Origin of the sequence: Microvirga lenta, from assembly GCF_020532555.1 — a bacterium.
Classification (GTDB): domain Bacteria; phylum Pseudomonadota; class Alphaproteobacteria; order Rhizobiales; family Beijerinckiaceae; genus Microvirga; species Microvirga lenta.
Map to the genome: position 1 here is coordinate 235,362 of NZ_JAJBBR010000002.1, position 23,388 is coordinate 258,749.

The window sequence follows — 23,388 nt, forward strand, 5'->3', positions numbered from 1 at the left end:
GCGCCCGTCGGCCAACAAGGACGGGAACTGAAAAGCTCATGCCAAGCGCTCCCGGCGGTCCGCGCCTTCTGCTGCGCCGCCTCCGCGAGATTATGGCGGAGCCGGTAGGCGCACAGGACCGTCTCGACAAGATCGTCATCCTGATCGCCGCGAACATGGTGGCGGAGGTGTGCTCCGTCTACGTGATGCGCGGCGACGGCGTGCTCGAGCTGTTCGCCACCGAAGGCCTGAACCGGGAAGCCGTCCACCTCACCACCATGCGGGCGGGCGAAGGCCTCGTGGGCCAGATCGCCGCGACCGCGGAGCCTCTGGCCCTGTCGGACGCCCAGAGCCACCCGGCCTTCTCCTACAAGCCCGAGACGGGCGAGGAGATCTACCACGCCTTCCTGGGCGTGCCGCTCCTGCGCGCCGGCAACACGCTCGGCGTCCTCGTGGTCCAGAACCGGACCTACCGGGTCTATACGGAAGAGGAGATCGAGGCGCTCCAGACCACCGCCATGGTGCTGGCCGAGATGCTGGCCTCCGGCGAGCTTCAGGCCCTGGCGCCGGTGGAGACCGGCATCGCGCTCAGGCGGCCGGTGCACCAGAAGGGCCTCGCCCTCGCCGACGGCGTCGGCCTCGGGCACGTGGTGCTGCACGAGCCGCGGGTGGTGGTGAAGAACCTCATCGCCGAGAACGTGGAGGCCGAGCTCAAGCGCCTGGAAGACGCCATCGCCGAGGTCCGCGCCACCATCGACGAGCTGATCGAGCGGGGCGACGTGGCCCATCACGGCGAGCACCGGGAGGTGCTGGAGACCTTCCGCATGTTCGCCCATGACCAGGGCTGGCTCCGGCGCATGCGCGAGGCGGTGACGTCGGGCCTGACGGCGGAAGCGGCGGTGGAGCGGGTGCAGTCGGACAACCGCGCCCGCATGATGCGCCAGACGGATCCCTATCTGCGCGAGCGCCTGCACGATCTCGACGATCTCGCCAACCGCCTGCTGCACCGGCTCGTGGGCCGCGATCTCGTGGCCGGGCACGGCCTGCTTCCGGACAACGCCATTCTCGTCGCCCGCTCCATGGGACCGGCGGCCCTTCTCGATTACGACCGCTCGCGCCTGCGCGGCCTCGTGCTCGAAGAGGGTGGGCCCACCAGCCACATCGCCATCGTGGCCCGCGCCCTCGGAATTCCCGCCGTGGGCGAGGTGGAAAACGTCACCTCCCTGGCCGAGCAGGGCGATGCCATCATCGTTGACGGCGCGGCGGGCGAGGTGCAGATCCGCCCCAACCCGGACGTCGAGGCGGCCTATGCCGAGAAGGCGCGCCTGCGGGCCAAGCGCCAGGAGCAGTATCTCAAGCTCCGGGACGTGCCGGCGGTCACCAAGGACGGGGTCGAGGTGACCCTCCAGCTCAATGCGGGCCTTCTCGTCGACCTGCCGCATCTCGCCGAGACCGGCGCGGCGGGGGTGGGCCTGTTCCGCACCGAGCTGCAGTTCATGATTGCCGAGCGGATGCCCTCGGCCAGCGAGCAGCAATCCCTCTACAGCGCCGTCTACGCGGCGGCGGGCGACCTGCCCGTGACCTTCCGGACCCTCGATATCGGCGGCGACAAGATCCTCCCCTACATGCAGGCGGTGGAGGAGGAGAACCCGGCCCTGGGCTGGCGCGCCATCCGCATCGGGCTCGACCGCCCGGGACTGCTGCGGGCGCAGGTGCGGGCACTCCTGAAGGCGGCCAGCGGACGGCCGTTGAAGATCATGTTCCCCATGGTCGCCACCTGCAACGAGTTCGTGCGCGCCAAGGCCCTGGTGGAGCGGGAACGGACGCACCTCGCCAATCACGGCCACCCGCTGCCCTCCGACCTGAAGCTCGGGGTGATGCTCGAAATCCCCTCCCTGCTCTTCCAGCTCAGGGAAATCTGCACCCTGGCCGATTTCGTCTCCGTCGGCTCCAACGACCTGATGCAGTTCCTCTTCGCCATCGACCGCGAGAACCGCCGCGTGGCCGACCGCTTCGATCCCCTGAGCGCCCCCATGCTGCGGGCGCTCAAGCACGTGGCCGAGGAGGCGCGGGCGGCCAATTGCCAGGCGACGATCTGCGGCGAGATCGGCGGCAGGCCCCTGGAGGCGATGGCCCTGATCGGCCTCGGCTTCCGGGCGCTGTCCATGTCCCCGGCCGCCATCGGCCCGGTGAAGGCCATGCTGCTGGAGCTTCAGGCCGGAAAGGTCGCCGAGCTGATCAGGGACGAGCTCGAACATGACGGGGGCGGCGATACGCTGCGCCCGAAGCTCCTCCGTTTTGCGGAAACCCATGGTATTCCGGTCTGATGTCGATCGCCCCTCCCTCTGAACGCCTGAACGCCATCCTCGCCCGCCATGACATCATCACGGCGACGCTCAATGCCGGCCCGGACCCGGAGACCTTCGTGGCCCTGTCCCGGGAGCTGGCCGAGCTCGACGACGTGGTGGCGGCCATCCGCGCCTATCATGCGGTGGAGGAGAACCTGAAGGGCCTCCAGGCCCTCCTCGACGACCCCAAGACCGACCCGGAGATGCGCGCCCTCGCGGAGGAGGAGCTCCCCCAGGCCCGGGAGGACCTCGAGAACGCCGCCCAAGCCCTACGCATCATCCTCCTGCCCAAGGACGAGGCCGACGAGAAGAGCGCGATCCTCGAAATCCGCGCCGGCACCGGCGGCGACGAGGCCGCCCTGTTCGCCGGCGACCTGCTGCGCATGTACACCCGCTATGCGGACCTGAAGGGCTGGAAGGTCGAGATCGTCTCGGAGAGCGAGGGCACCGCCGGCGGCTACAAGGAGGTGGTGGCCGAGGTGAAGGGGCGCGGCGTGTTCGCGCGCCTGAAGTTCGAAAGCGGCGTGCACCGGGTGCAGCGCGTGCCGGACACGGAGACCCAAGGCCGCATCCACACCTCCGCCGCCACGGTCGCCGTGCTGCCCGAGGCCGAGGACGTGGACATCGCCATCAACGACGCCGATCTGAAGGTCGAGACGATGCGGGCGCAAGGCGCCGGCGGCCAGCACGTGAACAAGACCGAATCGGCGATCCGCATCACCCATATCCCCACGGGAACCGTGGTCTTCGTGCAGGACGAGCGCTCTCAGCACAAGAACCGGGCCCGGGCGCTGTCGCTCCTGCGCGCCCGCCTCTACGACGCCGAGCGCACCGCCAAGGACGCCGCCCGCGCGGCCGACCGCAAGGCCCAGGTCGGCTCCGGCGACCGTTCCGAACGGATCCGCACCTACAACTTTCCGCAGGGGCGCGTGACCGACCACCGGATCAACCTGACCCTGTACAAGCTCGAGGAGGTCATCAGCGGAAACGCCCTCGACGAGCTGATCGACGCCCTCGTGACCGAGCATCAGGCCGCCCAGCTCGCCGCGCAGGACGAGGCCGCATGATCGAGGGCCTGAGCCACATCACCCTCGTCACCCGCGACCTGGAGCGCATGAGCGCCATCGTCGAGCAGGTCCTCGACGGCCGGGAGGTCTATTCCTCGGGGGACGACACCTTCTCCCTCTCGCGCGAAAAGTTCTTCGTCGCCGGCGGTCAATGGATCGCGGTCATGGAAGGCGAGAGCCTTCCGACCAGGACCTACAACCACATCGCCTTCAAGGTCGCCCCGGACGCCCTGGACGAGTACCGCCGCCGGATCGAGGCCCTCGGCCTCTCCATCCGCGAATCCCGCCCCCGCGTCGCCGGAGAAGGCAGCTCGCTCTATTTCTACGACGACGACAACCACCTGTTCGAGCTGCACACGGGCACCCTGGAGGAGCGGCTGGAGCGTTACCGGCGGGGCGCCGATACATAGTTCTGTTGACGACCCGCCGCGGATGTTCCCTCCCCCTCGCGGGGAGGGCTAGGGTGGGGGTCGAACGACTGGGTGAAGGATTTCGAGGCTGTGAGCTTCGGTGCAGAACCGGACAAGGCGTTCCGACTTTCCGGTCGCTCATGCGGCACTTTTCCCACGAAAGGGAACCGGCGGCTTCGCCTCCTGAACGAACACCTATGGTGAAGAGCTGGATCAGGGATCCGTCCAAACGCCCGACCGAGAGTCAAAAGCGTCACGCGCGTATCTTGCGCCGCCGCATGACAGAGCCGGAGAAAAAGCTCTGGTGGCATCTGCGTCACCGTCTGCCGCTGACTGGCGGCACTTCCGGCGTCAGGTCCCCATCGGCCCCTACGTGGCGGATTTCTGCTGCCTCGGATCGAGACTGGTCATCGAGGTTGATGGAAATCAGCACGGATTCGAATGCAATGCCGTTCACGACAGGCGCAGGACGGATTATCTGAACGGCCGGGGCTTTCAGGTGATCCGGTTCGCGAACCGGGACGTCATGACGGCCATCGATGACGTTCTCGATACGATTCGCGCTGCACTCGGCGCTGGAATCGTGCCCTGTGCGGGAGGGGACGAGGAGCAGGGATCGGAAAGTCGGAGCACCATGTCCAACCATTCAGGCTCAAGGCCCGATACAGGCATGTCCTCGGATCGGTCACCCAGCGGCACCACCCCCACCCCTACCCCTCCCCGCAAGGGGGAGGGGAAAGGCGGGCAGACCCGCGCGGAGGCTCTGGCGGCCCTGCGCCGGCGCCTGACGGAGGCCGGGTTTGGAACCGCCGGGCTCGATGCCCGCCTGCTGGTCCTCGCGGCCCTTGGGATCTCCGCGACCGACCTCATCGCCCGCCCCGACACGCTCCTGACGCCGGCCGAGGCGGAGCGTCTCGAAGCCTTCGCCCGCCGCCGCCTCGCCCATGAGCCGGTCGCGCGCATCGTCGGGGAGCGGGAGTTCTGGGGCCTGCCCTTCACCCTCTCGCCCGAAACCCTGGTGCCGCGGCCCGATACGGAAACCCTGATCGAGACGGTGCTGGCGCTGCTTCCCGACCGGCAGGCGCGCCTGCGGATCGTCGATTTCGGGACCGGGTCCGGCTGCATCCTGACCGCCCTGCTCCACGAGCTGCCCCATGCGGAGGGGCTCGGGATCGACCGGTCCTTCGACGCGCTCCGCACCGCCCGCCGGAACGCCCAGCGGAACGGCGTCGGGGACAGAAGTCTGTTCGCGGCCTCCGATTGGGCGAGCGCCCTGCAGGGGCGGTTCGACCTGATCGTCTCCAATCCTCCCTATATCGCCTCTCCCGTCATTCCGGGGCTCGACGCCGAGGTGCGGGAGCATGACCCCGTGCTCGCCCTCGACGGAGGCGCGGACGGGCTCGACGCCTACCGAATCCTGCTCGGCGAGGCGAAGCGCCTGCTCGTGCCGGGCGGGCTGATGGTGCTCGAGATCGGCTACGACCAGGCCGAGGCCCTGCAGCGCCTGGCTCGGGCCCATGCCCTTGAAATTCTCCGGGTGGCGCACGATCTATCGAGTAATCCCCGGTGCGTCGCCCTCAAACGGTCATGATCGCAGGGGATAAGGATTCTTCTCCGAGAGCGAGAAAAGCTGAAATACCGCTTGTTGGACCAGGCAGAACCCGCTAGATTCGGGTTAGAGATCGTCCTCGGTCTGAAGAAAGCGGTAGCTCCCATTTCGAGGAGCATGCCGAAAGACCAAACGATATCCATCGCGCAGGCAGGGGCTTTTTGAACAGCCGGGCGTGATCACTTGAACCCGACACTGAAGGATGGCCAAGGCTCGATCAGTCATGGCCGAACGACAGACGGTTGCCACGCGAACGGTGGGCGATAAGCCCGTTCGGTGAACATTGGCTTGCATCGCGTGGGCTCGAAGAACCAGCGAGGGTCGTAGACCAGAATGAGACCAGGACAAAACAGGCGTATGCGCGGTCGTAGCCGCAACAACAACAACAACAAGGGCCCCAACCCACTGACGCGCAGCTACGAGTCGAACGGGCCGGACGTGAAGATTCGGGGCACCGCTCAGCACATTGCCGAGAAGTACAGCCAGCTCGCCCGCGATGCGCAGGCCAGCGGCGACCCGGTGGCGGCCGAGAACTATTTCCAGCACGCGGAGCACTACTTCCGCATCATCGCCGCTGCCCAGGAGCAGCTGCGCGAGCAGTACGGCTATCAGCAGCGCCCCTTCGACGAGGACGGCGAGGACGATGGCTACGCTCAGGGAGAGCGCTCCGGCTTCGCCAACGGCGAGGACGGCGATCTCGGCTCGCAGCCCCAGCCTTTCGAGCAGCGCCAGGACGGTGACCGCCCCGCCCGCTTCGACCGCGGCGAGCGCCAGGACCGCCAGGATCGTGGCGACCGGCAGGACCGTCAGGAACGCGGCGACCGCCAGGATCGCGGCAACGGCAACCGGCGCGAGCGCTTCCAGCGCGACCGCGGCCCCCGTCAGGACTACCAGCGCGACGACCAGCCCCGTCAGGACTTCGACCGGGGCGAGCGCGACGACCAGCCCCGTCAGGAGCGCGGCGAGCGCCAGGACCGTAACGAGCGCTTCGAGCGCCCGGAGCGGAGCGAGCGTCAGGACCGCGGTGAGCGCCAGGAGCGCGGCGGCCGCGGCGAGTTCCGCCGGGAGCGGCGCCGCGAGGAGGCCGAGGCCTCCGATGCGGGCAGCCTGCCGGCCTTCCTGACCAATCCGGTTCGTGCTCCCGTCGCCGTGGAGACCGAGGACAAGGCTCCGGCTCCTGCTCCGCAGGAAGCGGCCAACGACGAGGCCGAGGTGGCCCGTCCCCGCCGCCGCCGCCGTACCCGCCAGGAGATCGAGGCCGCCAACGCCCAGACCGAGGCCGGGTTCGAGCCGGCCGAGGTGAAGACCTCCGCCGCCGAGTAAGGCGAATTTTTTCAGAAGCGACACGGAAAGGGAGAGCTCTGCTCTCCCTTTTTCTTTGCCCGCCTATTCCAGCGCGAGGGCGGGCTGCTCGAGCGCCAGGGTGTCGCCCGGCGCGATGGTGCCGCCGTCCAGGACCTCGGCATAGATGCCGCAATCGAAATGGCCGTAGGCCTGCATGAGGCTGCGGGGGATCTGCAGGTCGCGGATGCCCGTGGCGGGGTCCACGTTGGTGGCCGCGCAGCGCTCGATCCGCTTGGTGACCTTCAGGCGCACCCCGGAAGGCGTCGAGAGCACCTTGCCGACGAGGTCGAACTCCTCCCAGGGCCCGAGCCCCTCCACATGGACGTTGCCCCGGAACCGCAGCGGATCGACCGGTGCCCCGACCACGTCCTCCAGAGCCCGCGCGCTCGCCAGGTTGATGAGCGAAACGAAGCCCTTGCGGGAATCGGTGAAACGGAAGCCGTCCGGCGCCGCCAGCACCTTCGGGGGCCCACGCAGTTCGCCCGGCATGAAGCGGCGGAAGAAGGCCTCGATGGAAAGCCGCCCCTCCCGGGTCGAGAGATCGCCGCGCGCCACCTCGCGCCCGCCCTCCTCGATCACGAGGGTGCTCGACTCGTCGAGATAGCGGGTCCTGAGCCGGGCCAGGCTCTCGTTCTTCATCAGCATCAGAAACTTGATCTTCGGCTGATGCTCGGGGTTCTGCGGGTCGAAGCCGGCCGGGCCGTTCTCCACGGCAAAGAGCCGGTCGCCCGGGAAATAGCCTCCCTTCATCAGAGAGGCGGAGCCGAGCGGTTCGGGAGAGAGCCCCTTGACGGGGTAGCGCTGGAGGGAGGCGATGCGGATGTTCATGGTTCATGGATAAGGGGCTCTCCCCGAGGCAGCAAGAGGGCCGGGCGGCACCTCTTGCCACCGCCCGGCCGCCCCTCATGCGGCCAAGGGAGCCCGGAGCCGGTTCGCGATGTAGCGGTGCTCCTGGGTCAGGCCGCCGAACCCGTAGGCATCCGCGGGAACCTCGTGGACGAGCACGTAGCTCTCCTCATGCAGGTCTCCGAGCAGCCGCCCCATGAGGGCGAACACTTCGGCCAGGTAGAGCGCCTTCTCGTCCTTGGTGTTGGTGCCGTCCACCACCTTGATGTCGAGCCAGAAGCTGGCCTTGCGGTGTTCGGCGAGGCTTCTTCCGCCGACGATCCAATCCTCCGGCGGGACGTAGTCGATCGCCACCGCCGTGATGTCGGGGTTCTTCCGCAGGATGCGGGTGGTGGCATCCACCAGCCCCTCGGACAGGGCGCGGGTGAGAGACGGGGAGCGGGTCGCGGATACTTTCAGGTTCAGGATGGGCATGGATGCAATCTCCTCTTGGAGCCCCAGTGCTACACCCGCCCTTCAGTTTAGAAAATTTGATTTATCGGTATCATTCGTTGAGTTAATCTCAACGTTATGCCCTACACGCTCAATCTCGATACCGGCGTTCTCCGGTCCTTCCTGCTGATCGCGGATGGTCACAGCTTCGCCGAGGCCGCGGATCTCGTGGGGCGCTCGCCCTCGGCCGTCAGCCTCCAGATCCAGCGGCTCGAAGCCGACCTCGGCGCCCCGGTTTTCCGCCGCAACAACCGCGAGATCGCGCTGACGCTGGCTGGGGAGCGGCTGCTCGGATTCGCGCGGCGGATCGTGCAGGCCAACGACGAGGCGGCCGTCGCATTCCGTCCGGATGCGGCCGCGCGGGGACCGCTGCGGTTCGGCACCACGCAGGACTTCGCCGAGGCCGCCCTTCCGGACGTGCTCGGCCGCTTCGCGCAGGAGCACCCGGATGTGGAGCTGAGCCTGCAGGTGGACCGTTCGGCCCGGCTGGTCGACGCCGTGCAGGGCGGAACCATCGACTTGGCCATCGCGATCCGGCGCGACCACCCGCTCGACGGCGGAACGCTGACCGAGGTGCCGATGGTCTGGATCGGACGGGACGGGCTGGAACTGGCGTCGGATGCTCCCGTGCCGCTGGTGATGTTCGATCCGCCCTGCTCGTTCCGCTCCGCCGCCATCGACGGCCTTGCCTCCGCCGGGAGGGCTCATCGCATGGTCTTCACCAGCCCGAGCCTCTCCGGCCTGAAAATGGCCGTGGAAGCCGGGCTCGGCATCACGGTCCGGACCCGGCATCTCCTGGCGCCGCGGCTGGACGACGTGGGCACGAGGCTGGGGCTCCCTCCCCTGCCGCCCATCGCGTTCTCGCTCTATGTCGCGGACCCGGGCCGCCCGTGGACGGCGCGCGACGACCTGGCGAAACTCTGCCGCCGGGCGTTCCAGGGCTGAAAAAGAAAAAGCCCCGCCATGGCGGGGCTTTCGAACAGTCTCGACCGACCTGGGATCAGGAGGCGTCGCCGGAGCGGGCCACCTTGGTGCGCTTCAGCTCGGGCTGGAAATAGCCTTCGCGGGCCGGGACGTGATCCTCGTTCGAGGTGTGGGGCTGCATGCCCTCATGTGCCGTCCGGTGCGGCGGGATATGCGTGCCGGTATCGGCTTCCTGCTTCATGCGCAGCGCCTTCTCGGCATTGGCACGCAGCTCCTCGCGCGCCTTCTCGGCACGGCGCCTCTTGGGGCTGAAGCGGGCGAAAAGATCGGAAAGTCCCATTGTTCTTACTCCTTTGCGCGCGAGAGCACGTCATCGTCTTCGTCGCTGCTCCGGTGGGTGGGAGGAGCATCGACATGGGCGGGATCGACAGGAATATCCCGGGAGGTTGCAATCGTTCCGGTCGAGTCGCCGATATCCCGGCTCGCCTCGACCTGCTCGGCGGTGCGGTCCATCGGATTGCGCACCCGCGCGTTCTCCGTGGAGTCGCCGAAGGTTTCGCCTTCCAGGCGCGTGCCGAAGGTCTGGTGGGTCACGGGCGGCTCGCCGAGGGCCTCGCTGCCCGAGACCCGGTTTTCGCCGAAGGTTTGGGGCGTCACGGCAGGCTCGCGCTCCACCTTGCTCTCCGGCACGGACAGGCCGAGCTCGGAGTTGCGCGCGAGGTCGGCCCTGGCTTTCTCGGCTTCCGAACGCGGATCGCGTGTCATGCTCAACCTCCCTGAATCTCAGGGGGTCAATGCCAGGGCGGCGAGGCGGTTCCCCCTCTTGTTGCGCCGGATCGACGACACCACCTAAGCTCCAGCGGATGCTTCAAAGCGAAGGTCCGACATCGCAGGGTGTGCCCGAGCCTCCGGAGAGGGCGGGCGGACCTGAGGAGGGATGACGATGAATTTCGAGAAATACACCGAGCGCGCGCGCGGCTTCGTGCAGGCGGCTCAAAATCTGGCCATGCGGGAAGGTCACCCGCAGCTGGCTCCGGGGCATGTCCTCAAAGTTCTGCTCGACGATCCGGAAGGGCTCTGCGCCGGTCTCATCGACCGCGCCGGCGGCCGCTCCCGCGAGGCCCATGCGGCCGTCGAGCAGTGGCTCGCCAAGCAGCCGAAGGTGTCCGGCGCGGCTTCGCAGCCGCAGGCGACGCGCGAGCTGATGCGCTTCTTCGACAATGCCGAGAAGACGGCCGAGAAGGCGGGCGATTCCTACGTCACCGTCGAGCGCATGCTGCTGGCCCTGGCCCTCGAGAAGGACACGGAAGCCGGCAAGATCCTCGCCCAGGCGGGCGTGACCGCTCAGGCGCTCAACACCGCCATCAATGCCCTGCGCAAGGGCCGCACCGCCGACAACGCGACGGCGGAGAACGCCTATGACGCACTGAAGAAATACGCCCGCGACCTCACGGAAGCGGCGCGCGACGGCAAGCTCGACCCGGTCATCGGCCGCGACGAGGAGATCCGCCGCACGATCCAGGTCCTGTCGCGGCGCACCAAGAACAACCCGGTGCTCATCGGCGAGCCCGGCGTCGGCAAGACCGCCATCGTGGAAGGCCTGGCGCTGCGCATCGTCAACGGCGACGTGCCGGAATCGCTCAAGGACAAGCAGCTGCTCGCCCTCGACATGGGCGCGCTGATCGCCGGCGCGAAATATCGCGGCGAGTTCGAGGAGCGCCTGAAGGCCGTGCTCAGCGAGGTCACGTCGGCGGAAGGCGGCATCATCCTGTTCATCGACGAGATGCACACGCTCGTCGGCGCGGGCAAGGCCGACGGCGCCATGGACGCGTCGAACCTGCTCAAGCCCGCGCTGGCGCGCGGCGAGCTGCACTGCGTCGGCGCGACCACCCTCGACGAGTACCGCAAGCACGTGGAGAAGGACGCGGCGCTGGCCCGTCGCTTCCAGCCGGTCTTCGTGAGCGAGCCCACCGTGGAGGACACGGTGTCGATCCTGCGCGGCCTGAAGGAGAAGTACGAGCAGCATCACGGCGTGCGCATCACCGACTCGGCGCTGGTCGCGGCCGCGACCCTGTCGAACCGCTACATCACCGACCGGTTCCTGCCGGACAAGGCCATCGACCTCGTGGACGAGGCCTCCTCGCGCCTGCGCATGCAGGTGGATTCCAAGCCCGAGGAGCTCGACAACATCGACCGCGAGATCGTGCGCCTGAAGATCGAGCAGGAGGCGCTCAAGAAAGAGACCGACACCGCCTCCAAGGACCGCCTCGCGCGGCTGGAGAAGGAGCTGGCGGATCTGGAGGAGCAGTCGGCCGCCATCACGGCGCGCTGGAAGGCCGAGAAGGACAAGCTCGGCACCGCCGCCGAGCTGAAGAAGAAGCTCGACGAGGCGCGCAACCAGCTGGCCTCCGCGCAGCGCGCGGGCGATTGGGCGAAGGCGGGCGAGCTCTCCTACGGCATCATTCCGGGACTGGAGAAGGAGCTCGCCGACATCGAGGCGCGGGCCGACGGCGCGGGTCTGATGGAAGAGGCGGTGACGCCCGACCACGTGGCGGGTGTCGTCTCCCGCTGGACCGGCGTGCCCGTCGACAAGATGCTGGAGGGCGAGCGCGAGAAGCTGCTGCAGATGGAGCAGGAGCTCGCCAAGCGTGTGGTCGGCCAGCGCGAGGCGGTGGAGGCGGTCTCGACCGCCGTGCGCCGCGCCCGCGCCGGCCTGCAGGACCCGAACCGGCCGCTCGGCTCGTTCATGTTCCTCGGCCCCACCGGCGTCGGCAAGACCGAGCTCACCAAGGCGCTCGCGGGCTTCCTGTTCGACGACGAGACGGCGCTCATCCGCCTCGACATGTCGGAATACATGGAGAAGCACTCGGTGGCCCGGCTCATCGGCGCGCCTCCCGGCTATGTGGGCTACGAGGAGGGCGGCGCGCTCACCGAAGCCGTCCGCCGCCGGCCCTACCAGGTGGTGCTGTTCGACGAGATCGAGAAGGCGCATCCGGACGTGTTCAACGTCCTGCTGCAGGTGCTCGACGACGGGCGCCTCACGGACGGGCAAGGCCGCACCGTGGACTTCCGCAACACGCTGATCATCATGACCTCGAACCTGGGCGCCGAATATCTGGTGAACCAGACCGAGGGTCACGACACCGACGAGGTGCGCGACGAGGTGATGGGCGTGGTGCGCTCCCACTTCCGGCCCGAGTTCCTCAACCGCGTGGACGAGATCATCCTGTTCCACCGGCTGAAGCGGTCCGAGATGGGCGCCATCGTGGACATCCAGATGCGGCGCCTGCAGAAGCTCCTCGACGAGCGCAAGATCACCCTGACGCTCGATCCGGAAGCGCGCGACTGGCTCGCTGACAAGGGCTACGACCCGGCCTACGGCGCGCGTCCCTTGAAGCGCGTGATCCAGAAGAACGTGCAGGACCCGCTGGCCGAGCTGATCCTCTCCGGCGAGGTCAAGGACGGCGAGACCGTGCCGGTCCATGCCGGCCCCATGGGCCTGATGATTGGCGACGTCGCGGTGGGCACCGAGCGCCCGCCGGAAGGCGTGCGGTTGAACTGAGGTTGACCCATATCGGTGAGATGAAAAGAGCCCCGCGGGAGACCGCGGGGTTTTTGTTGCACTCCCCTGTCATTCCCGTCCGGAAGCGGCGGAGAGGGTATCCTCCACTGTCATTCCGGGGCCGCAAAGCGGAGCCCGGAACCCATAGCCGCCGACGGTGCAGGATGAGCCAGGAGGCTGATAGCTCTTCTTCTGAGATCTTGACGTTTACGGATTCCGGGCTCGGCCTTCGGGCCGCCCCGGAATGACGGCAGGCGGATGTTGACGCTCGAACATGTATGAAACATCGTATCGTCTTCCGAGTTCTTACCGAACAGTCCCGATGCCCTACTCCGTGTACCTGTTGGCCAGCCGCCGCCATGGCACGCTCTATCTCGGGGTCACCAACAATCTGGCGCGCCGTGTGAACGAACATAAAGCCAAGAGAATTCCCGGTTTTACAGCCAGCTACGACGTCACGCGTCTCGTCTGGTACGAAACCTACGAACGCATCGACGAGGCCATCGCGCGGGAGAAGAGCCTGAAGAAATGGCGGCGCGACTGGAAGATTCGATTGATCGAGGAGATGAACCCGGATTGGTCGGATCTTTACGCGTCGCTGGATATATGAGGCTCCCCGTCATTCCGGGGCCGCGCAGCGGAGCCCGGAACCTATAGCCGCCAACATGTCAGGAAGAAGCGGGGAGCGCTCCGCCTCATTCCGCATCGTCAGCGGATATGGGTTCCGGGCTCTCGCTACGCTCGCCCCGGAATGACGAGGGATGCGCTCAGTCGAACTCCGCCACGCCCCCCACCAACTCACGCGGTGGATTGCGCCAATCGAGCGGCCTCGGCTCGTCTCCTTGGCGGATGACGTGCCACTGGCCGGTTGCGTCCTGCACCACGCCGTAGACGAGGAGGCTCCAGGTCTCCGGGCGCGGACGCCGGATGGCCCGCACAATGTCGCGCAGGCCCCGCACCACCAGCCACGTGACCCCGAGCACCATTCCCGGAACAGCGACGAGCCAAAGGGCCTGGATGGCGTCCGACGAGGTGTGGAACTTGTTGAGCAGGTCGGCCCAGACGGAATAGGGCTGGTCCATGGCAAAACTCCCCCTTGAAACCAAAACGACCACCAGGAGCCCTGGTGGCCGGGGAGCTAGAAAGCCGCCGCAAGACGGCCGCATTGGCCTTTAGGCTTTCGCCCTGGACATGCGCCAACACCTCCCCGACCGTAAGGTGAGGGAGGCATCGTTGCGGTCGATGCCGACCGCTTGCGGACAGGGTTTCTAGGCCCCGGAGCCAGGTGCGCCCGGCTCTGCAGCGAGGCTTAGCATGGGGCGCAGGCGGGGCAAAGCAGGATCGGACTTCATGGGGATGGATGCCCGTCAGGGCATGGTGATGACGTCGGTCATGTGTGGGGATTTCGGCTCCGCGTTCAGGCGCCGGCGCTTGGCGAGGATGATCGTGCCGTTGAGTTCGCCGCCGAACAGGAAGATCGCCCCGAGCGTGTAGAGGAAGATGAGCGCCACCATGGCGGTGGCAAGGCCGCCATAGGTCGAGGCATAGGCGCCGGGGAAGAATTCCAGGTACCAGCCGAAGACGAGGCCGCCGAGAAGCCAGAGCAGGAGCGTCACACCCACACCCGGCAGCACCGCGCGGAAGCTGCGCCGGCCGGCGGGGACGAATTTGTGCGCGATCAGGAGGCCGGCCACGATGACGATGGTCGCGACGCCGAGCCTGAGGAAGTTGATCACCTCCGAGAAGACGGAGAGCGCGGGCACCCAGTAGAGGATGCCGCGCCAGACGAAGGGCCCCAGCACGACCAGCAGCGCGAGCGCCAGCATCACGAAGGCGCCGCCGATGACGAAGGCGATGGATTCCAGCCGCGTGAGCCACCATGCCCTTGTTTCGCGGACGCCATAGGCGCGGTTGAGGCCGACCCGCAGGCTCTCCACGCCGCTGGATGCGAAGTAGAGGGCGAGGACGAGGCCGATGGTCAGCACGTCGCTGCGCCGCCCGGTGAGGATCTGATGGACCTCGTTGGCGATCGGCTCCGCGATTTCCCGGGGCCAGGCCTCGAGGATGATGTCGGCCGCCTCGTCGGCAAGAGACCCGGAGCCGAAGAGACCAGCCAGCGCCGTCATCAGAATGAGGAACGGGAACATGGAGGTGAGAACCGACAGGGCGATATGGCTCGCGATCGCCCACGCATCGTGGAGCACGAAGCGGTTGGCAGTGATCGAGAAAATCTCGAAATAGAGGCGCAGACGGTTCAACGGACATGTCTCCGGGCGACAGGAGTTGGAGCGATCCCGACGAGAGAAACGCCCCTGCCGCCCCTACAGGTTCTAAGACGCGCCCGGCGAAGCTCAAACCCTGGAGCGCCGTTTTCCCGCCCGCGGGACCGCCTCCGGGCGCATATCCCCTGCAGGGAACCCGCCGGACCGGCGCAGGATCCGATTGAACTTGCGCGACCCGTCCGCTACTCGCCTCAGGGACCGGGAAACTCATTCATGTCCTCCGCGAACCTTCTCATCCGCCTGGCGCCGCCCCTTTTCGTCGTGATCTGGGCGACCGGGTTCATCGTCGCCCGGGTCGTAGCGCCCCACGCGGAGCCGCTGACCTTCCTTCTGGTGCGCTACCTGCTCGCCATCCTGGTCCTCGGCCTCATCGTGGCGGCCGCCCGGGCGTCCCTTCCGCGGACCTTCCGCGACTGGCGCAACAGCCTCATCGCCGGCACCCTGCTGCACGGCTTCTATCTCGGCGGAGTGTTCTGGGCCGTGAAGAACGGCCTTCCGGCAGGCATCTCGGCCCTCGTGGCGGGCCTGCAGCCTTTGGTCACCGGCATCCTGGCCGGGCCGCTCCTCGGCGAGACGGTGTCCCTGCGCCGCTGGACCGGGATCGGCATCGGCTTCGTCGGCGCCTCCCTCGTGGTGCTGCCCAAGCTGGGAGACGGCGGGGTGCCGCCCCTGGCGCTCCTGGTCTGCCTGGGAGGGATGCTGTCGATCACCCTGGGGACGATCTGGCAGAAGCGCACGGGCGGCACGATGGATCTGCGCGTCAATGCGGTCATCCAGTACATGGGCGCGGCCGCCGTCACGGCGCCGCTGGTGCTGCTGACGGAAGAAGGGCGGATGGATCCGACCCTGCCGCTCCTGGGCGCGCTCGCCTGGGCCGTGTTCGGCCTGTCCATCGGGGCGATCGGGCTGCTGCTCTACCTGATCCGCCAGGGGGCGGTGGTGGGCGTGGCGACGCTGCTCTACCTCGTGCCGCCGGTGGCGGCGCTCATGGCCTTCGTGCTGTTCGGCGAGACCCTGAACCTGATCCAGATGGTCGGGATGGCCCTGGCCGCGCTCGGCGTGGCGGTGGCGAGCCGGAGCTGACGGCCGAACGAACGAAAGCCCCGGGCCTGAGGCTCCGGGGCCCGGCCGAATGTCTCGATCTTACTTGGTGATCTTTACGGAAACCGGATCGCTGGCGGGGAAGGTCTCCTCCACGCCCTCGTCGAGCTTCTCGTCGAGGTGCTTCTTGGAGTTTTCCGGCAGCTTGTCGTCCTTCTTGCCGGTCTCGTTCTGCTGCGATTCCCGATCGCGCTGCTTGTCGTTCATGCCGTTTCTCCTTGCAGGGCGGCGATGGCCCTCTCTCGGAAAGACAACGCGTCAGTTCCCACTCCGATCCCGAAAAGCGAAGGGCGGCGCCCAGGCGCCGCCCCTTTTCCGATCAGCGCTGGATCGGCTGCGAATTGACGAAGTAGTCGAAGGGCAGCTCCGCGATGCGGAACCAGGTCAGCTCCTTCTCGCGGAAGGCGCTCCAGGAATCGTAGACCTTCTTGAACTTCGGGTTGGAGGCCGCGATCTCGTTGTAGAGCTTGAAGGCTTCCTTGTAGCTCTGCTCCATCACGTCCTTCGGGAAGGGCCGCAGCTGCACGCCCTGTCCGACGAGACGGCGGATCGCCTCCGCGTTCTGCGCGTCGTACTTCGCCACGCACATGGCGTTGGCCTCCGCGCAGGCGGCTTCCAGAATGGCCTTGTAGTGCTCCGGAAGGGAGTTCCACTTGTCCATGTTCACGTAGAGCGAGGGCTGGGCGCCGCCTTCCCAGAAGCCAGGATAGTAGTAGTACTGCGCAACCTTCACGAAGCCGAGCTTCTCGTCGTCGTGCGGGCCGGAGAACTCGACCGCATCGAGGGTGCCGCGCTCCAGCGCCGGGTAGATGTCGCCTGCGGCCAGCACCTGCGGCACCACGCCGAGCTTCGCCATGATCTGGCCGCCCATGCCGGCGATGCGCATCTTGAGGCCCTTGAGATCCTCGGCCGTCTTGATCTCCTTCCGGAACCAGCCGCCCATCTGGGCGCCGGTCTGACCGGCCGGAATCGGGAATACGTTGTAATCCTTCATGAACTCGCGAACGAGGTCGAGGCCGCCGCCGTAGTACATCCAGGCATTGTGCTGGCGCACGTTCATGCCCCACGGCACGGAGGTGTCGAACATGAAGGTCGGGTCCTTGCCGATGAAGAAGCTCGACAGGGTGTAGGAGCACTCGACGGTGCCGTTCTGCGTGGCGTCGAGGGTCTGGAGCGCGCCGACGATCTCGCCCGCAGCAAAAGGCTGGATCTGGAACTTGTTGTCGGTGGCGGCCGCCACGCGCTTGGCGATCATCTCGCCGGCGCCGAAGAGGGTGTCGAGGCTCTTCGGATAGGCCGAGGCCATGCGCCAGCGGATCTCCGGCTGCGCCTGGGCGATCGCGGGCGAAGCCACGACTCCGGCGGCTGCGGCCAGTCCTGCACCCTTGAGAACTTTTCTTCTATCCATGGACGTTTCCTCACACCTTTTGTTGCGCCCGCTTCGGCGCGGCCGAACGATCCATAAAGGGAGAGGCGGTCCGGTGTCACCCGATCTTCAGCCGATATGTCTTCGACGATGGCCTCATATGCGTCAGGCGCATGAAAAAGGGGCGGGAGGCTTTCGCCTCCCGCCCCGATTGGATGTGAGCGGGACGGGGATCAGCGCTCTTCGCTGCCGCCCTTCGACAGGGGGCGCTGGCCTTGCGGCCCGCCGGCCCGGCCGGAGCGCTTCGGCGGCTTTTCGTCGCCTGTCGAGGACAGGGACTTGCTGCCCGACTGGCTCGCGGTCGGGTGGCCGCGCACGAGAGTGCCCTTGGGCACGTCCACCGCGTTGCCCGGGGCGGGCACGCGCTTGCGGTCCATCGCGTTGCCGCTCATGCCGTTGGGACCGGTGGGAGCATCCGTCCGCGCCGAACGCTGGGCCGGGCTCTTGATGGCGGTGGTGTTAACGCCCTCGGCGATTTCCGCGTTCGACATCGTCATGCGGGCATCGTCGGCGCCTTCTTCCGGCGGCACCTCCTTGAACCCATGGATGCCGGCGGCCGATCCGCTCGTCACCCGGCCGTCATCGATATGATCGATGTCCAGATCGGGATCGAGCTTCTTCGAGGCGCCCATGATGCCGCTGGCTTTCGCCGCGGCGCGCTTGGTGTTGCCGATGTCGTTGCGGGCGGTCGGGCCGGCGACGAAATCGTCGCCCGTCTCGTTCCGGACCAGATCGTCCATGACCTCATCCACATCCGGTTCAGGGGGACGGCCCCGCTTGTCCTGCGCCATGGGGATTCCTCTCTTCGTGTTGGGCGGGCCGGATGCCCGCATCTCGTGAAGGCCAACGTCCTTTCCGGAGAGGGGGTTCCGGCGCCGCAGCGATCAACCGCAGCACCGGAAAAAGGTCTTACCGGCCAAGCTCGCCCTGGATGTTCTGCAGCAGCGCCAAATGCTCCTGGATCTGGTTGCGCGCGAGCTTCGCCACGTTGGCGAGTTCCCGGTTGCCCGGGTTGTTCTGCAGGTATTGCTCCTGGATCGAGAGCAGCTTCTGGTGACCGTCGATCTGCATCGCGACGAATGCGCGGTCGAAGGCGGGACCGGGCTGGGCCTGCGACATCCGCTGCATCGCAGCCTCGCTCTCCGGCGGCAGAACCGGCGCCGTGGAGGCGGCGGCCCGGGCGCCCTGCGTGGTGGAGGCCGTGGCGGCCGGATCGGCGAAGGAATGCATGATTTCGGTGAGCATCGTCTGCTCGGCCGCCTCGAATTCGGCAAACCGCTTCACGCGCGGGTGCTGGGCCTTGCTGAGGGCGAAATTGGCCTCCTGCAGCGAGACGGTGCTGGCGGCGAGAACCTGGCGCACATACTCGCGGTCGGCCTGCGATTGCTGCTGTCCCATGCTGGCCGGCGCGCTCGCGTCGCCCTGGCGCGTGGGCGTGCGGGTATCCTGCGGCGCACCGCCCTGCTGCGTGCGCTGCTCGCGCTGGCGCGCATTCTGTCCCAGCTCCGGGTTGAGCTGCTGCTCGGCCGGCACCGGATTCACGGAATAGGGGATCGCCTGGTTCTGCTGAACCTGCTGGGCGAGAGCCGGAAGGCTGAAGGCGGCGGCGAGGCCGACGATGGCGAGACGGCGCGACATCACGTTTCTCCTGCGAAGGTAAGGTGAAAGCCGAACGTTCGCAGGCGAGGTTTGGTTCAGCGTGCGCCGGGCCTCGTCGGGCGGCCTCAGCGCCGCTGCCCCAGGACCAGCAGCGCCCGCTTCAGGCCGTCGCCGTCGGCACGGACGATGAAGCCCGCATCCGTGAAGCGGGGGTCGAGAAGACGGTCGCGGTATTCGGGCTGGTCGAGCCATTGATCGACGAAGGAGCGGATGTCGGCGGCGTTCGGCGCCGTGCCGCACCCGCCGCAGGACCCGACGATGACGCCGAGGCTGCTCCAGTCCGTGCGGGCGTCGTCCGGCAGGGCCTGCATCAGGTTGTCGAGGCGGCTGGACTCGAAGGAGGCCAGGTCCTGCTCCGGCAGAAGGTTGGCAGCCGCCTGGGCGAGGGCGGAGTCGGTCTCGAGGGCGGGCACGCCTTGCGCCTCCCGCGCCTTGTTGATCTCCTGCACGGCCAGGGCATTCTGCCGGTCGGGCGCGAGGGCGCTCATGTCTTCCTGCGGCTGCTGATCCCGCGACGTTCCCGCCCCGGCGAAGGTCTGGACCGCATAGAGGGTGCGGTCGTCGCCGACCACGATGCCGAAGCCGAACATGTCGAGGCCGCGCCGGAGGATGTTCTCGCGATGCTCCGGGCTGTTCATCCAACCCTGGTGCAGTTCCTCCACCCGGCTGACCGTGGGCGGGGAATCGCAGCCCTGGCAGCGGGCGATGTTTTCCGCCGCGACCTTCCAGCGGCTGCCGCCCGCCGCCGTGTAGCGGTCGCGGACCGTGTCGCCTTCGGGCGAGACGTGGGAGTAGTAGTCCCGCGCGAGCATGTCCTCGGCGTGCTTCTGCGCCGCCTCGTTGAGGGAGGCGCCCAGGGTGAGGGTTTCGAGGCCCTGGTCGCGCCGCTCCTGGTTGACGAGCTCCAGCGCCCTCTGGCGCAGCCGCTCGAGGTCTCCCGTCTCTGCGCCGATCGCCGCGCCGGACATGCCGAACGCGGACAGCAGAAGACAGAGGGCGAACGGCATCAACGGGCGAAGCATGGCGCGGCCTTTCCTTGACAGATGCGGGGCCAACTTCGCGTGTGGGACGATGTTCCGAAGGTTCTCCGCTCAGGCGGCGGCCTGGAGCCGCTCGCGCTCAGCGCCTTTCTGCGCATAGCCGATCTCGGAGCCGATATGGGCCGAGAGCGGCAGGCCCGTGCCGGCGCCGACGAAGCCCGGCGCGTCCTGTCCCACGGCCGCGCGCCAATAGGCGTTGTCGTAGAACACCGCCACGAGGGGCAGGTTGCGCGCCTCGTGCACGTACATGCGGCTGCCCGGCGCCATCCGGGGCCAGATCGCCTCGATGCAGGGCTTCACGGAATCGATCAGGTCCACGTCGAGAAAGGCAAGCGCCGTCGGACGGTCGAAGTCTTTCAACGATTCGTCGTAGAAGCCCACGACGAAGTCGCACACGTCGAGAGCGCCGTAGCGGCGCAGGTTGTCCTTCACCAGATCGAGGGAGGCGGCGAAGCGGCCCTCCCAGTACTCGTCCGTATGGCCCGTATGCACCGCATGGTGCGCCCGGTCGTAATCCTTCGGCGGCGGCAGCCCCTGGAAGGAATCGCAGATGATCAGCCGACGGCCCACCAGCTTGCACGCGAGCGAGAGATTGACCGACATGCTGCCCACGTAGCAGCCGCATTCCACCACGTCCCCCGGCATGGTGCGCGGCAGCCGCAGGATCGCCGCCGCGAGCTCCAGATGCTCCGGCACGGTGCAGAGGTTCTCGACGGAACGGATGTTGCGCGCGAAGGCGAGGAGCAGCCGCAACTTCTCGCGCCGCCCGATCCCGTAGTCGCGGCCGATGGACGGATCGTTGATGAAGGCGAGCGCGCGCGGCAGCAGATGGATCCTTCCGGCCATGCCACGCCACAGCTGCCTGAGGCGGCCCGGCACCCTGGCGCCGGCCGCGGAGGGGCCGAGATCAAGCTTCTGCGCATCGATGCCGGATGTCCTGGTCATATCCCCTGCCCTGGTTCTGTCATGGACGATGGGGCGGGAGCTTATGCCACTGGAACACATTCCCAGAATAGGTCTCTGGGGCTACTCTGACAGTGGTACCCACTCGACCTGCCTGCCGCCGGAAGAGACCTTCGGCGGGGAGCGGCAGATCCTCCGGTTCTCAGCGGACCGAGAGGTCCTGCCTCTCTTCTCTCCAGAGTGATCGATGTGCAGGCAACGAGAGAGTTTTCGATCCCCGGCGTCGGATACAGGAGACGGCACCTCTGCATCCCCCTCGGGCGCGGTCAGATTCACGCTGCACCGCCCCTGACAGTCCGGCCTCCCCCATGGGAGAGGCCGGCGGCATCGGTATCAGCTCACGATGCGGTACTTCACGAAGCCCTCGGGCGCGTCGCCCACCTTCTCCACCTTGATGCCGGCAGGCTGGTAGGCGGCGGCGTTGGGGCCGGTGGTGAAGGTCATGGTGACGTTGGCGGGCGTCACCAGCGACCAGGAGCCGTCGGCCTTCGGGGCCACTTCCTTGCGGTCGATGATGTAGCGCATGATCGCGTCGCGGGTGAGGTCCGGAGCGTCCAGCACGATGGTGCTGCCGTCGTTACCGGGGAAGTTGCCGCCGCCGCCCGCGCGGTAGTTGTTGGTGGCGACGATGAAGAGTTGGTCGTCCGTCACGGGCTTGCCGTTATAGGTCAGGTCCTTGATGCGGCGCGCATCCGGATTCACGAGCTTGCCGTCGTTGTCGTAGCGCGAGGCCTGCGTCGGGTCGATCCGGTACTGAACGCCCGCGATCACGTCGAAATTGTAGGCCGGGAACTTCGGATTGATCAGGTCCTGCTCGCCGCCCTTGGCCGGGTCGATTTGGTTGTAGATACCCGCCGAGCGCTCCAGCCACTCACGCACCTGGGCGCCGGTCACCTTCACCGCCCGGATGGTGTTCGGGTAGATGTAGATGTCCGCCATGTCCTTGATGGCGAGCGGGCCGGGCTTGATCTCGGTGAAGTAGTTCGGACCGCCGCGGCCGCCGGCCTTGAAGGGCGCCGCCGCCGAGAGGAGCGGCAGGTCCTTGTATTCCGTGGTCTTGAGCAGGTCCGCCACGTACCAGGACTGGGCGTCCGCCACGAGCTTCACGGAAGCGTCGTCGGCCACCAGCGAATAATAGGAGTGGATCGGCACCGACGTGGAGCCCACCGGCTCGCGGACGTATTTGAGCGTCGCGTCGTGATCGGCCTGCACGGCCGCGATCACCGCCGCCTCGGACTCCACCTTCGGCACCACCTTGCGGTCGACGCGCTCGTAGATCGGCCGCGCCTCGGTGCGGAAGTTCGCGACCTTCCAGGCATTGCCTTCCCTGGTCAGTTCGAGATCGACCACGCCCAGGTGGCTGCCCCAGAAGCCGGCCATGACGGCGGGTTTGCCGTGGAGCGTGCCGGCCTTCGCGTCGACGCCCTCGATGTTGTTGAACTCCTTGCCGCCCGGGAACACGAAGTGCTGATGACCGGTGAGGATGACGTCGATGCCGTCGACGCGCGCGAGATGCAGGGCCGCGTTCTCCTCGCCGCCCTTGCGCTCGCCGCCGGCGATGCCGGAATGGCAGAGCGCGACCACGATGTCGGCCCCGGCCTTCTTGAGCTCGGGCACGTGCTTCTCGGCCGCGTCGACGATGTCGACCGTGGTGGCCTTGCCGTCCAGGTGGCCCTTGTCCCATTGCACGATCTGCGGCGGCACGAAGCCGATGACGCCCACCTTCAGCTTCTGCTTGGCGCCGGCCTCATCGGTGACCTCGCGGTCGAGGATGAGCCAGGGCTTGAGCATGGTCTCGCCGTCGGCCTTGATCACGTTGGCGCAGACCAGCGGGAATTTCGCCGCGCCGAGCGAGTTCTGCAGGTATTCGAGGCCGTAATTGAACTCGTGGTTGCCAAGCGTGCCGCAATCGTAGTTCAGCACGTTCATGGCGGCGACCATCGGGTGCACGTCGCCCTTCTTCATGCCGCGCCGATAGGCGACGAAATCGCCCAGCGGCGAGCCCTGGATCATGTCGCCGTTGTCGAAGAGCAGGCTGTTCTTCGCTTCCGCCCGCGCCGCCTTCACGATGGTGGCGGTACGCGCCAGACCGACGGCGTCGTCCTTCGCATCGCGGTAATAGTCGTAAGGCAGGATGTTCACATGGAGGTCGGTGGTCTCCATGATGCGCAGCTTCACGACCGGGCCAGCCGCCCATGCAAGCTGGGGCATTCCGGTGAGAGCGGCCGCCGCCACGCCGGTCTGCAGGATCCGGCGGCGGGTGAGGGTCGATGTCATGCTGACATTCCTTTGATGAAACAGCGTTCGCGTAGCAGAGAACAGCACAACTTTTGTGA

The 23,388-nt window shown here is 67.3% G+C and carries 22 protein-coding genes; 9 read left to right on the plus strand and 13 right to left on the minus strand.

Features of this window, described 5'->3' with window-relative positions:
• Nucleotides 1-38: 38 nt before the first annotated feature.
• From ptsP to LGR44_RS04145, 5 genes are all read left to right on the plus strand, one after another.
• Nucleotides 39-2,306: a phosphoenolpyruvate--protein phosphotransferase gene (gene ptsP, locus LGR44_RS04125; RefSeq protein WP_226737546.1), complete on the plus strand. Its 2,268-nt coding sequence runs from the start codon at nt 39-41 to the stop codon at nt 2,304-2,306.
• Complete coding sequence (gene prfA / locus LGR44_RS04130) at nt 2,306-3,394, plus strand: peptide chain release factor 1 (RefSeq protein WP_226737548.1); 1,089 nt, start codon at nt 2,306-2,308, stop codon at nt 3,392-3,394. Before ptsP ends, prfA begins: the two co-directional genes overlap by 1 nt.
• The gene (gene fosX / locus LGR44_RS04135) at nt 3,391-3,804 is read left to right on the plus strand and encodes a FosX/FosE/FosI family fosfomycin resistance hydrolase (RefSeq protein WP_226737550.1); all 414 of its coding nucleotides are present in this window, start codon (nt 3,391-3,393) and stop codon (nt 3,802-3,804) included. Before prfA ends, fosX begins: the two co-directional genes overlap by 4 nt.
• Nucleotides 3,805-4,108: 304 nt before the next feature.
• Nucleotides 4,109-5,395: a peptide chain release factor N(5)-glutamine methyltransferase gene (gene prmC, locus LGR44_RS04140; protein WP_226737552.1), complete on the plus strand. Its 1,287-nt coding sequence runs from the start codon at nt 4,109-4,111 to the stop codon at nt 5,393-5,395.
• A gap of 375 nt (nt 5,396-5,770) precedes the next feature.
• Nucleotides 5,771-6,736 carry a DUF4167 domain-containing protein gene (locus tag LGR44_RS04145; RefSeq protein WP_226737554.1) on the plus strand — a complete coding sequence of 322 codons (966 nt, stop codon included), beginning with the start codon at nt 5,771-5,773 and terminating at the stop codon, nt 6,734-6,736.
• 63 nt (nt 6,737-6,799) lie between these two features.
• Here the strand turns inward: LGR44_RS04145 and LGR44_RS04150 are convergent, their stop codons facing one another.
• A complete protein-coding gene (locus tag LGR44_RS04150; RefSeq protein ID WP_226737557.1) occupies nt 6,800-7,585 on the minus strand; it encodes an MOSC domain-containing protein in 786 nt (261 codons plus the stop codon).
• 75 nt (nt 7,586-7,660) lie between these two features.
• Nucleotides 7,661-8,077 (minus strand): tautomerase family protein, encoded by a 417-nt coding sequence (locus tag LGR44_RS04155; protein ID WP_226737559.1) that lies wholly within the window; start codon nt 8,075-8,077, stop codon nt 7,661-7,663.
• Between the two features lie 96 nt (nt 8,078-8,173).
• On the opposite strand from LGR44_RS04155, the gene LGR44_RS04160 reads away from it, so the two are divergent.
• Nucleotides 8,174-9,040 carry a LysR substrate-binding domain-containing protein gene (locus LGR44_RS04160; protein ID WP_226737561.1) on the plus strand — a complete coding sequence of 289 codons (867 nt, stop codon included), beginning with the start codon at nt 8,174-8,176 and terminating at the stop codon, nt 9,038-9,040.
• Between the two features lie 55 nt (nt 9,041-9,095).
• Here the strand turns inward: LGR44_RS04160 and LGR44_RS04165 are convergent, their stop codons facing one another.
• Together LGR44_RS04165 and LGR44_RS04170 are read right to left on the minus strand one after the other, a co-directional pair.
• Entirely contained in the window at nt 9,096-9,359 is a 264-nt protein-coding gene (locus tag LGR44_RS04165; RefSeq protein WP_226737564.1) for a hypothetical protein, read from the minus strand.
• A 5-nt stretch (nt 9,360-9,364) separates the two neighbouring features.
• On the minus strand, nt 9,365-9,784 hold the full coding sequence (locus LGR44_RS04170) for a hypothetical protein (protein WP_226737566.1): 420 nt from the start codon (nt 9,782-9,784) through the stop codon (nt 9,365-9,367).
• A 178-nt stretch (nt 9,785-9,962) separates the two neighbouring features.
• Between LGR44_RS04170 and clpB the strand changes: the two genes are divergently transcribed.
• Nucleotides 9,963-12,581: an ATP-dependent chaperone ClpB gene (gene clpB, locus LGR44_RS04175; protein WP_226737568.1), complete on the plus strand. Its 2,619-nt coding sequence runs from the start codon at nt 9,963-9,965 to the stop codon at nt 12,579-12,581.
• Between the two features lie 322 nt (nt 12,582-12,903).
• The gene (locus LGR44_RS04180) at nt 12,904-13,191 is read left to right on the plus strand and encodes a GIY-YIG nuclease family protein (RefSeq protein WP_226737570.1); all 288 of its coding nucleotides are present in this window, start codon (nt 12,904-12,906) and stop codon (nt 13,189-13,191) included.
• A gap of 157 nt (nt 13,192-13,348) precedes the next feature.
• On the opposite strand, the gene LGR44_RS04185 is transcribed toward LGR44_RS04180, so the two are convergent.
• Together LGR44_RS04185 and LGR44_RS04190 are read right to left on the minus strand one after the other, a co-directional pair.
• Nucleotides 13,349-13,663, minus strand: a complete 315-nt coding sequence (locus LGR44_RS04185) for a hypothetical protein (protein ID WP_226737572.1) — start codon at nt 13,661-13,663, stop codon at nt 13,349-13,351.
• 285 nt (nt 13,664-13,948) lie between these two features.
• Nucleotides 13,949-14,839 carry a YihY/virulence factor BrkB family protein gene (locus LGR44_RS04190; protein ID WP_226737573.1) on the minus strand — a complete coding sequence of 297 codons (891 nt, stop codon included), beginning with the start codon at nt 14,837-14,839 and terminating at the stop codon, nt 13,949-13,951.
• Between the two features lie 237 nt (nt 14,840-15,076).
• Between LGR44_RS04190 and LGR44_RS04195 the strand changes: the two genes are divergently transcribed.
• Nucleotides 15,077-15,946 (plus strand): DMT family transporter, encoded by an 870-nt coding sequence (locus tag LGR44_RS04195; protein WP_226737575.1) that lies wholly within the window; start codon nt 15,077-15,079, stop codon nt 15,944-15,946.
• 60 nt (nt 15,947-16,006) lie between these two features.
• Here the strand turns inward: LGR44_RS04195 and LGR44_RS04200 are convergent, their stop codons facing one another.
• From LGR44_RS04200 to LGR44_RS04230, 7 genes are all read right to left on the minus strand, one after another.
• Nucleotides 16,007-16,171: a hypothetical protein gene (locus tag LGR44_RS04200; RefSeq protein WP_226737577.1), complete on the minus strand. Its 165-nt coding sequence runs from the start codon at nt 16,169-16,171 to the stop codon at nt 16,007-16,009.
• A 112-nt stretch (nt 16,172-16,283) separates the two neighbouring features.
• Nucleotides 16,284-17,372 (minus strand): TRAP transporter substrate-binding protein, encoded by a 1,089-nt coding sequence (locus LGR44_RS04205; protein WP_226737579.1) that lies wholly within the window; start codon nt 17,370-17,372, stop codon nt 16,284-16,286.
• A gap of 191 nt (nt 17,373-17,563) precedes the next feature.
• The gene (locus LGR44_RS04210; protein WP_226737581.1) at nt 17,564-18,181 is read right to left on the minus strand and encodes a hypothetical protein; all 618 of its coding nucleotides are present in this window, start codon (nt 18,179-18,181) and stop codon (nt 17,564-17,566) included.
• 118 nt (nt 18,182-18,299) lie between these two features.
• The gene (locus tag LGR44_RS04215) at nt 18,300-19,028 is read right to left on the minus strand and encodes a DUF4142 domain-containing protein (protein ID WP_226737583.1); all 729 of its coding nucleotides are present in this window, start codon (nt 19,026-19,028) and stop codon (nt 18,300-18,302) included.
• Nucleotides 19,029-19,114: 86 nt separating this feature from the next.
• A complete protein-coding gene (locus LGR44_RS04220; RefSeq protein WP_226737585.1) occupies nt 19,115-20,071 on the minus strand; it encodes a CAP domain-containing protein in 957 nt (318 codons plus the stop codon).
• Nucleotides 20,072-20,140: 69 nt separating this feature from the next.
• Nucleotides 20,141-21,034, minus strand: a complete 894-nt coding sequence (locus tag LGR44_RS04225) for a TylF/MycF/NovP-related O-methyltransferase (RefSeq protein ID WP_226737587.1) — start codon at nt 21,032-21,034, stop codon at nt 20,141-20,143.
• 351 nt (nt 21,035-21,385) lie between these two features.
• Nucleotides 21,386-23,329 carry a bifunctional 2',3'-cyclic-nucleotide 2'-phosphodiesterase/3'-nucleotidase gene (locus LGR44_RS04230; protein ID WP_226737589.1) on the minus strand — a complete coding sequence of 648 codons (1,944 nt, stop codon included), beginning with the start codon at nt 23,327-23,329 and terminating at the stop codon, nt 21,386-21,388.
• Nucleotides 23,330-23,388: the final 59 nt, after the last annotated feature.

Excerpts from the sequence above, each read along its gene's own strand:
- LGR44_RS04210 (WP_226737581.1), bottom strand. The coding sequence starts at position 18,181 with ATGGCGCAGGACAAGCGGGGCCGTCCCCCTGAACCGGATGTGGATGAG.
- LGR44_RS04170 (WP_226737566.1), bottom strand. The coding sequence starts at position 9,784 with ATGACACGCGATCCGCGTTCGGAAGCCGAGAAAGCCAGGGCCGACCTC.
- LGR44_RS04160 (WP_226737561.1), top strand. The coding sequence starts at position 8,174 with ATGCCCTACACGCTCAATCTCGATACCGGCGTTCTCCGGTCCTTCCTG.
- LGR44_RS04145 (WP_226737554.1), top strand. The coding sequence starts at position 5,771 with ATGCGCGGTCGTAGCCGCAACAACAACAACAACAAGGGCCCCAACCCA.
- LGR44_RS04180 (WP_226737570.1), top strand. The coding sequence starts at position 12,904 with ATGCCCTACTCCGTGTACCTGTTGGCCAGCCGCCGCCATGGCACGCTC.
- LGR44_RS04215 (WP_226737583.1), bottom strand. The coding sequence starts at position 19,028 with ATGTCGCGCCGTCTCGCCATCGTCGGCCTCGCCGCCGCCTTCAGCCTT.
- LGR44_RS04230 (WP_226737589.1), bottom strand. The coding sequence starts at position 23,329 with ATGACATCGACCCTCACCCGCCGCCGGATCCTGCAGACCGGCGTGGCG.
- LGR44_RS04185 (WP_226737572.1), bottom strand. The coding sequence starts at position 13,663 with ATGGACCAGCCCTATTCCGTCTGGGCCGACCTGCTCAACAAGTTCCAC.
- ptsP (WP_226737546.1), top strand. The coding sequence starts at position 39 with ATGCCAAGCGCTCCCGGCGGTCCGCGCCTTCTGCTGCGCCGCCTCCGC.
- LGR44_RS04195 (WP_226737575.1), top strand. The coding sequence starts at position 15,077 with ATGTCCTCCGCGAACCTTCTCATCCGCCTGGCGCCGCCCCTTTTCGTC.
- clpB (WP_226737568.1), top strand. The coding sequence starts at position 9,963 with ATGAATTTCGAGAAATACACCGAGCGCGCGCGCGGCTTCGTGCAGGCG.
- LGR44_RS04225 (WP_226737587.1), bottom strand. The coding sequence starts at position 21,034 with ATGACCAGGACATCCGGCATCGATGCGCAGAAGCTTGATCTCGGCCCC.
- LGR44_RS04155 (WP_226737559.1), bottom strand. The coding sequence starts at position 8,077 with ATGCCCATCCTGAACCTGAAAGTATCCGCGACCCGCTCCCCGTCTCTC.
- fosX (WP_226737550.1), top strand. The coding sequence starts at position 3,391 with ATGATCGAGGGCCTGAGCCACATCACCCTCGTCACCCGCGACCTGGAG.
- LGR44_RS04205 (WP_226737579.1), bottom strand. The coding sequence starts at position 17,372 with ATGGATAGAAGAAAAGTTCTCAAGGGTGCAGGACTGGCCGCAGCCGCC.
- prfA (WP_226737548.1), top strand. The coding sequence starts at position 2,306 with ATGTCGATCGCCCCTCCCTCTGAACGCCTGAACGCCATCCTCGCCCGC.
- LGR44_RS04220 (WP_226737585.1), bottom strand. The coding sequence starts at position 20,071 with ATGCTTCGCCCGTTGATGCCGTTCGCCCTCTGTCTTCTGCTGTCCGCG.
- LGR44_RS04150 (WP_226737557.1), bottom strand. The coding sequence starts at position 7,585 with ATGAACATCCGCATCGCCTCCCTCCAGCGCTACCCCGTCAAGGGGCTC.
- LGR44_RS04200 (WP_226737577.1), bottom strand. The coding sequence starts at position 16,171 with ATGAACGACAAGCAGCGCGATCGGGAATCGCAGCAGAACGAGACCGGC.
- LGR44_RS04165 (WP_226737564.1), bottom strand. The coding sequence starts at position 9,359 with ATGGGACTTTCCGATCTTTTCGCCCGCTTCAGCCCCAAGAGGCGCCGT.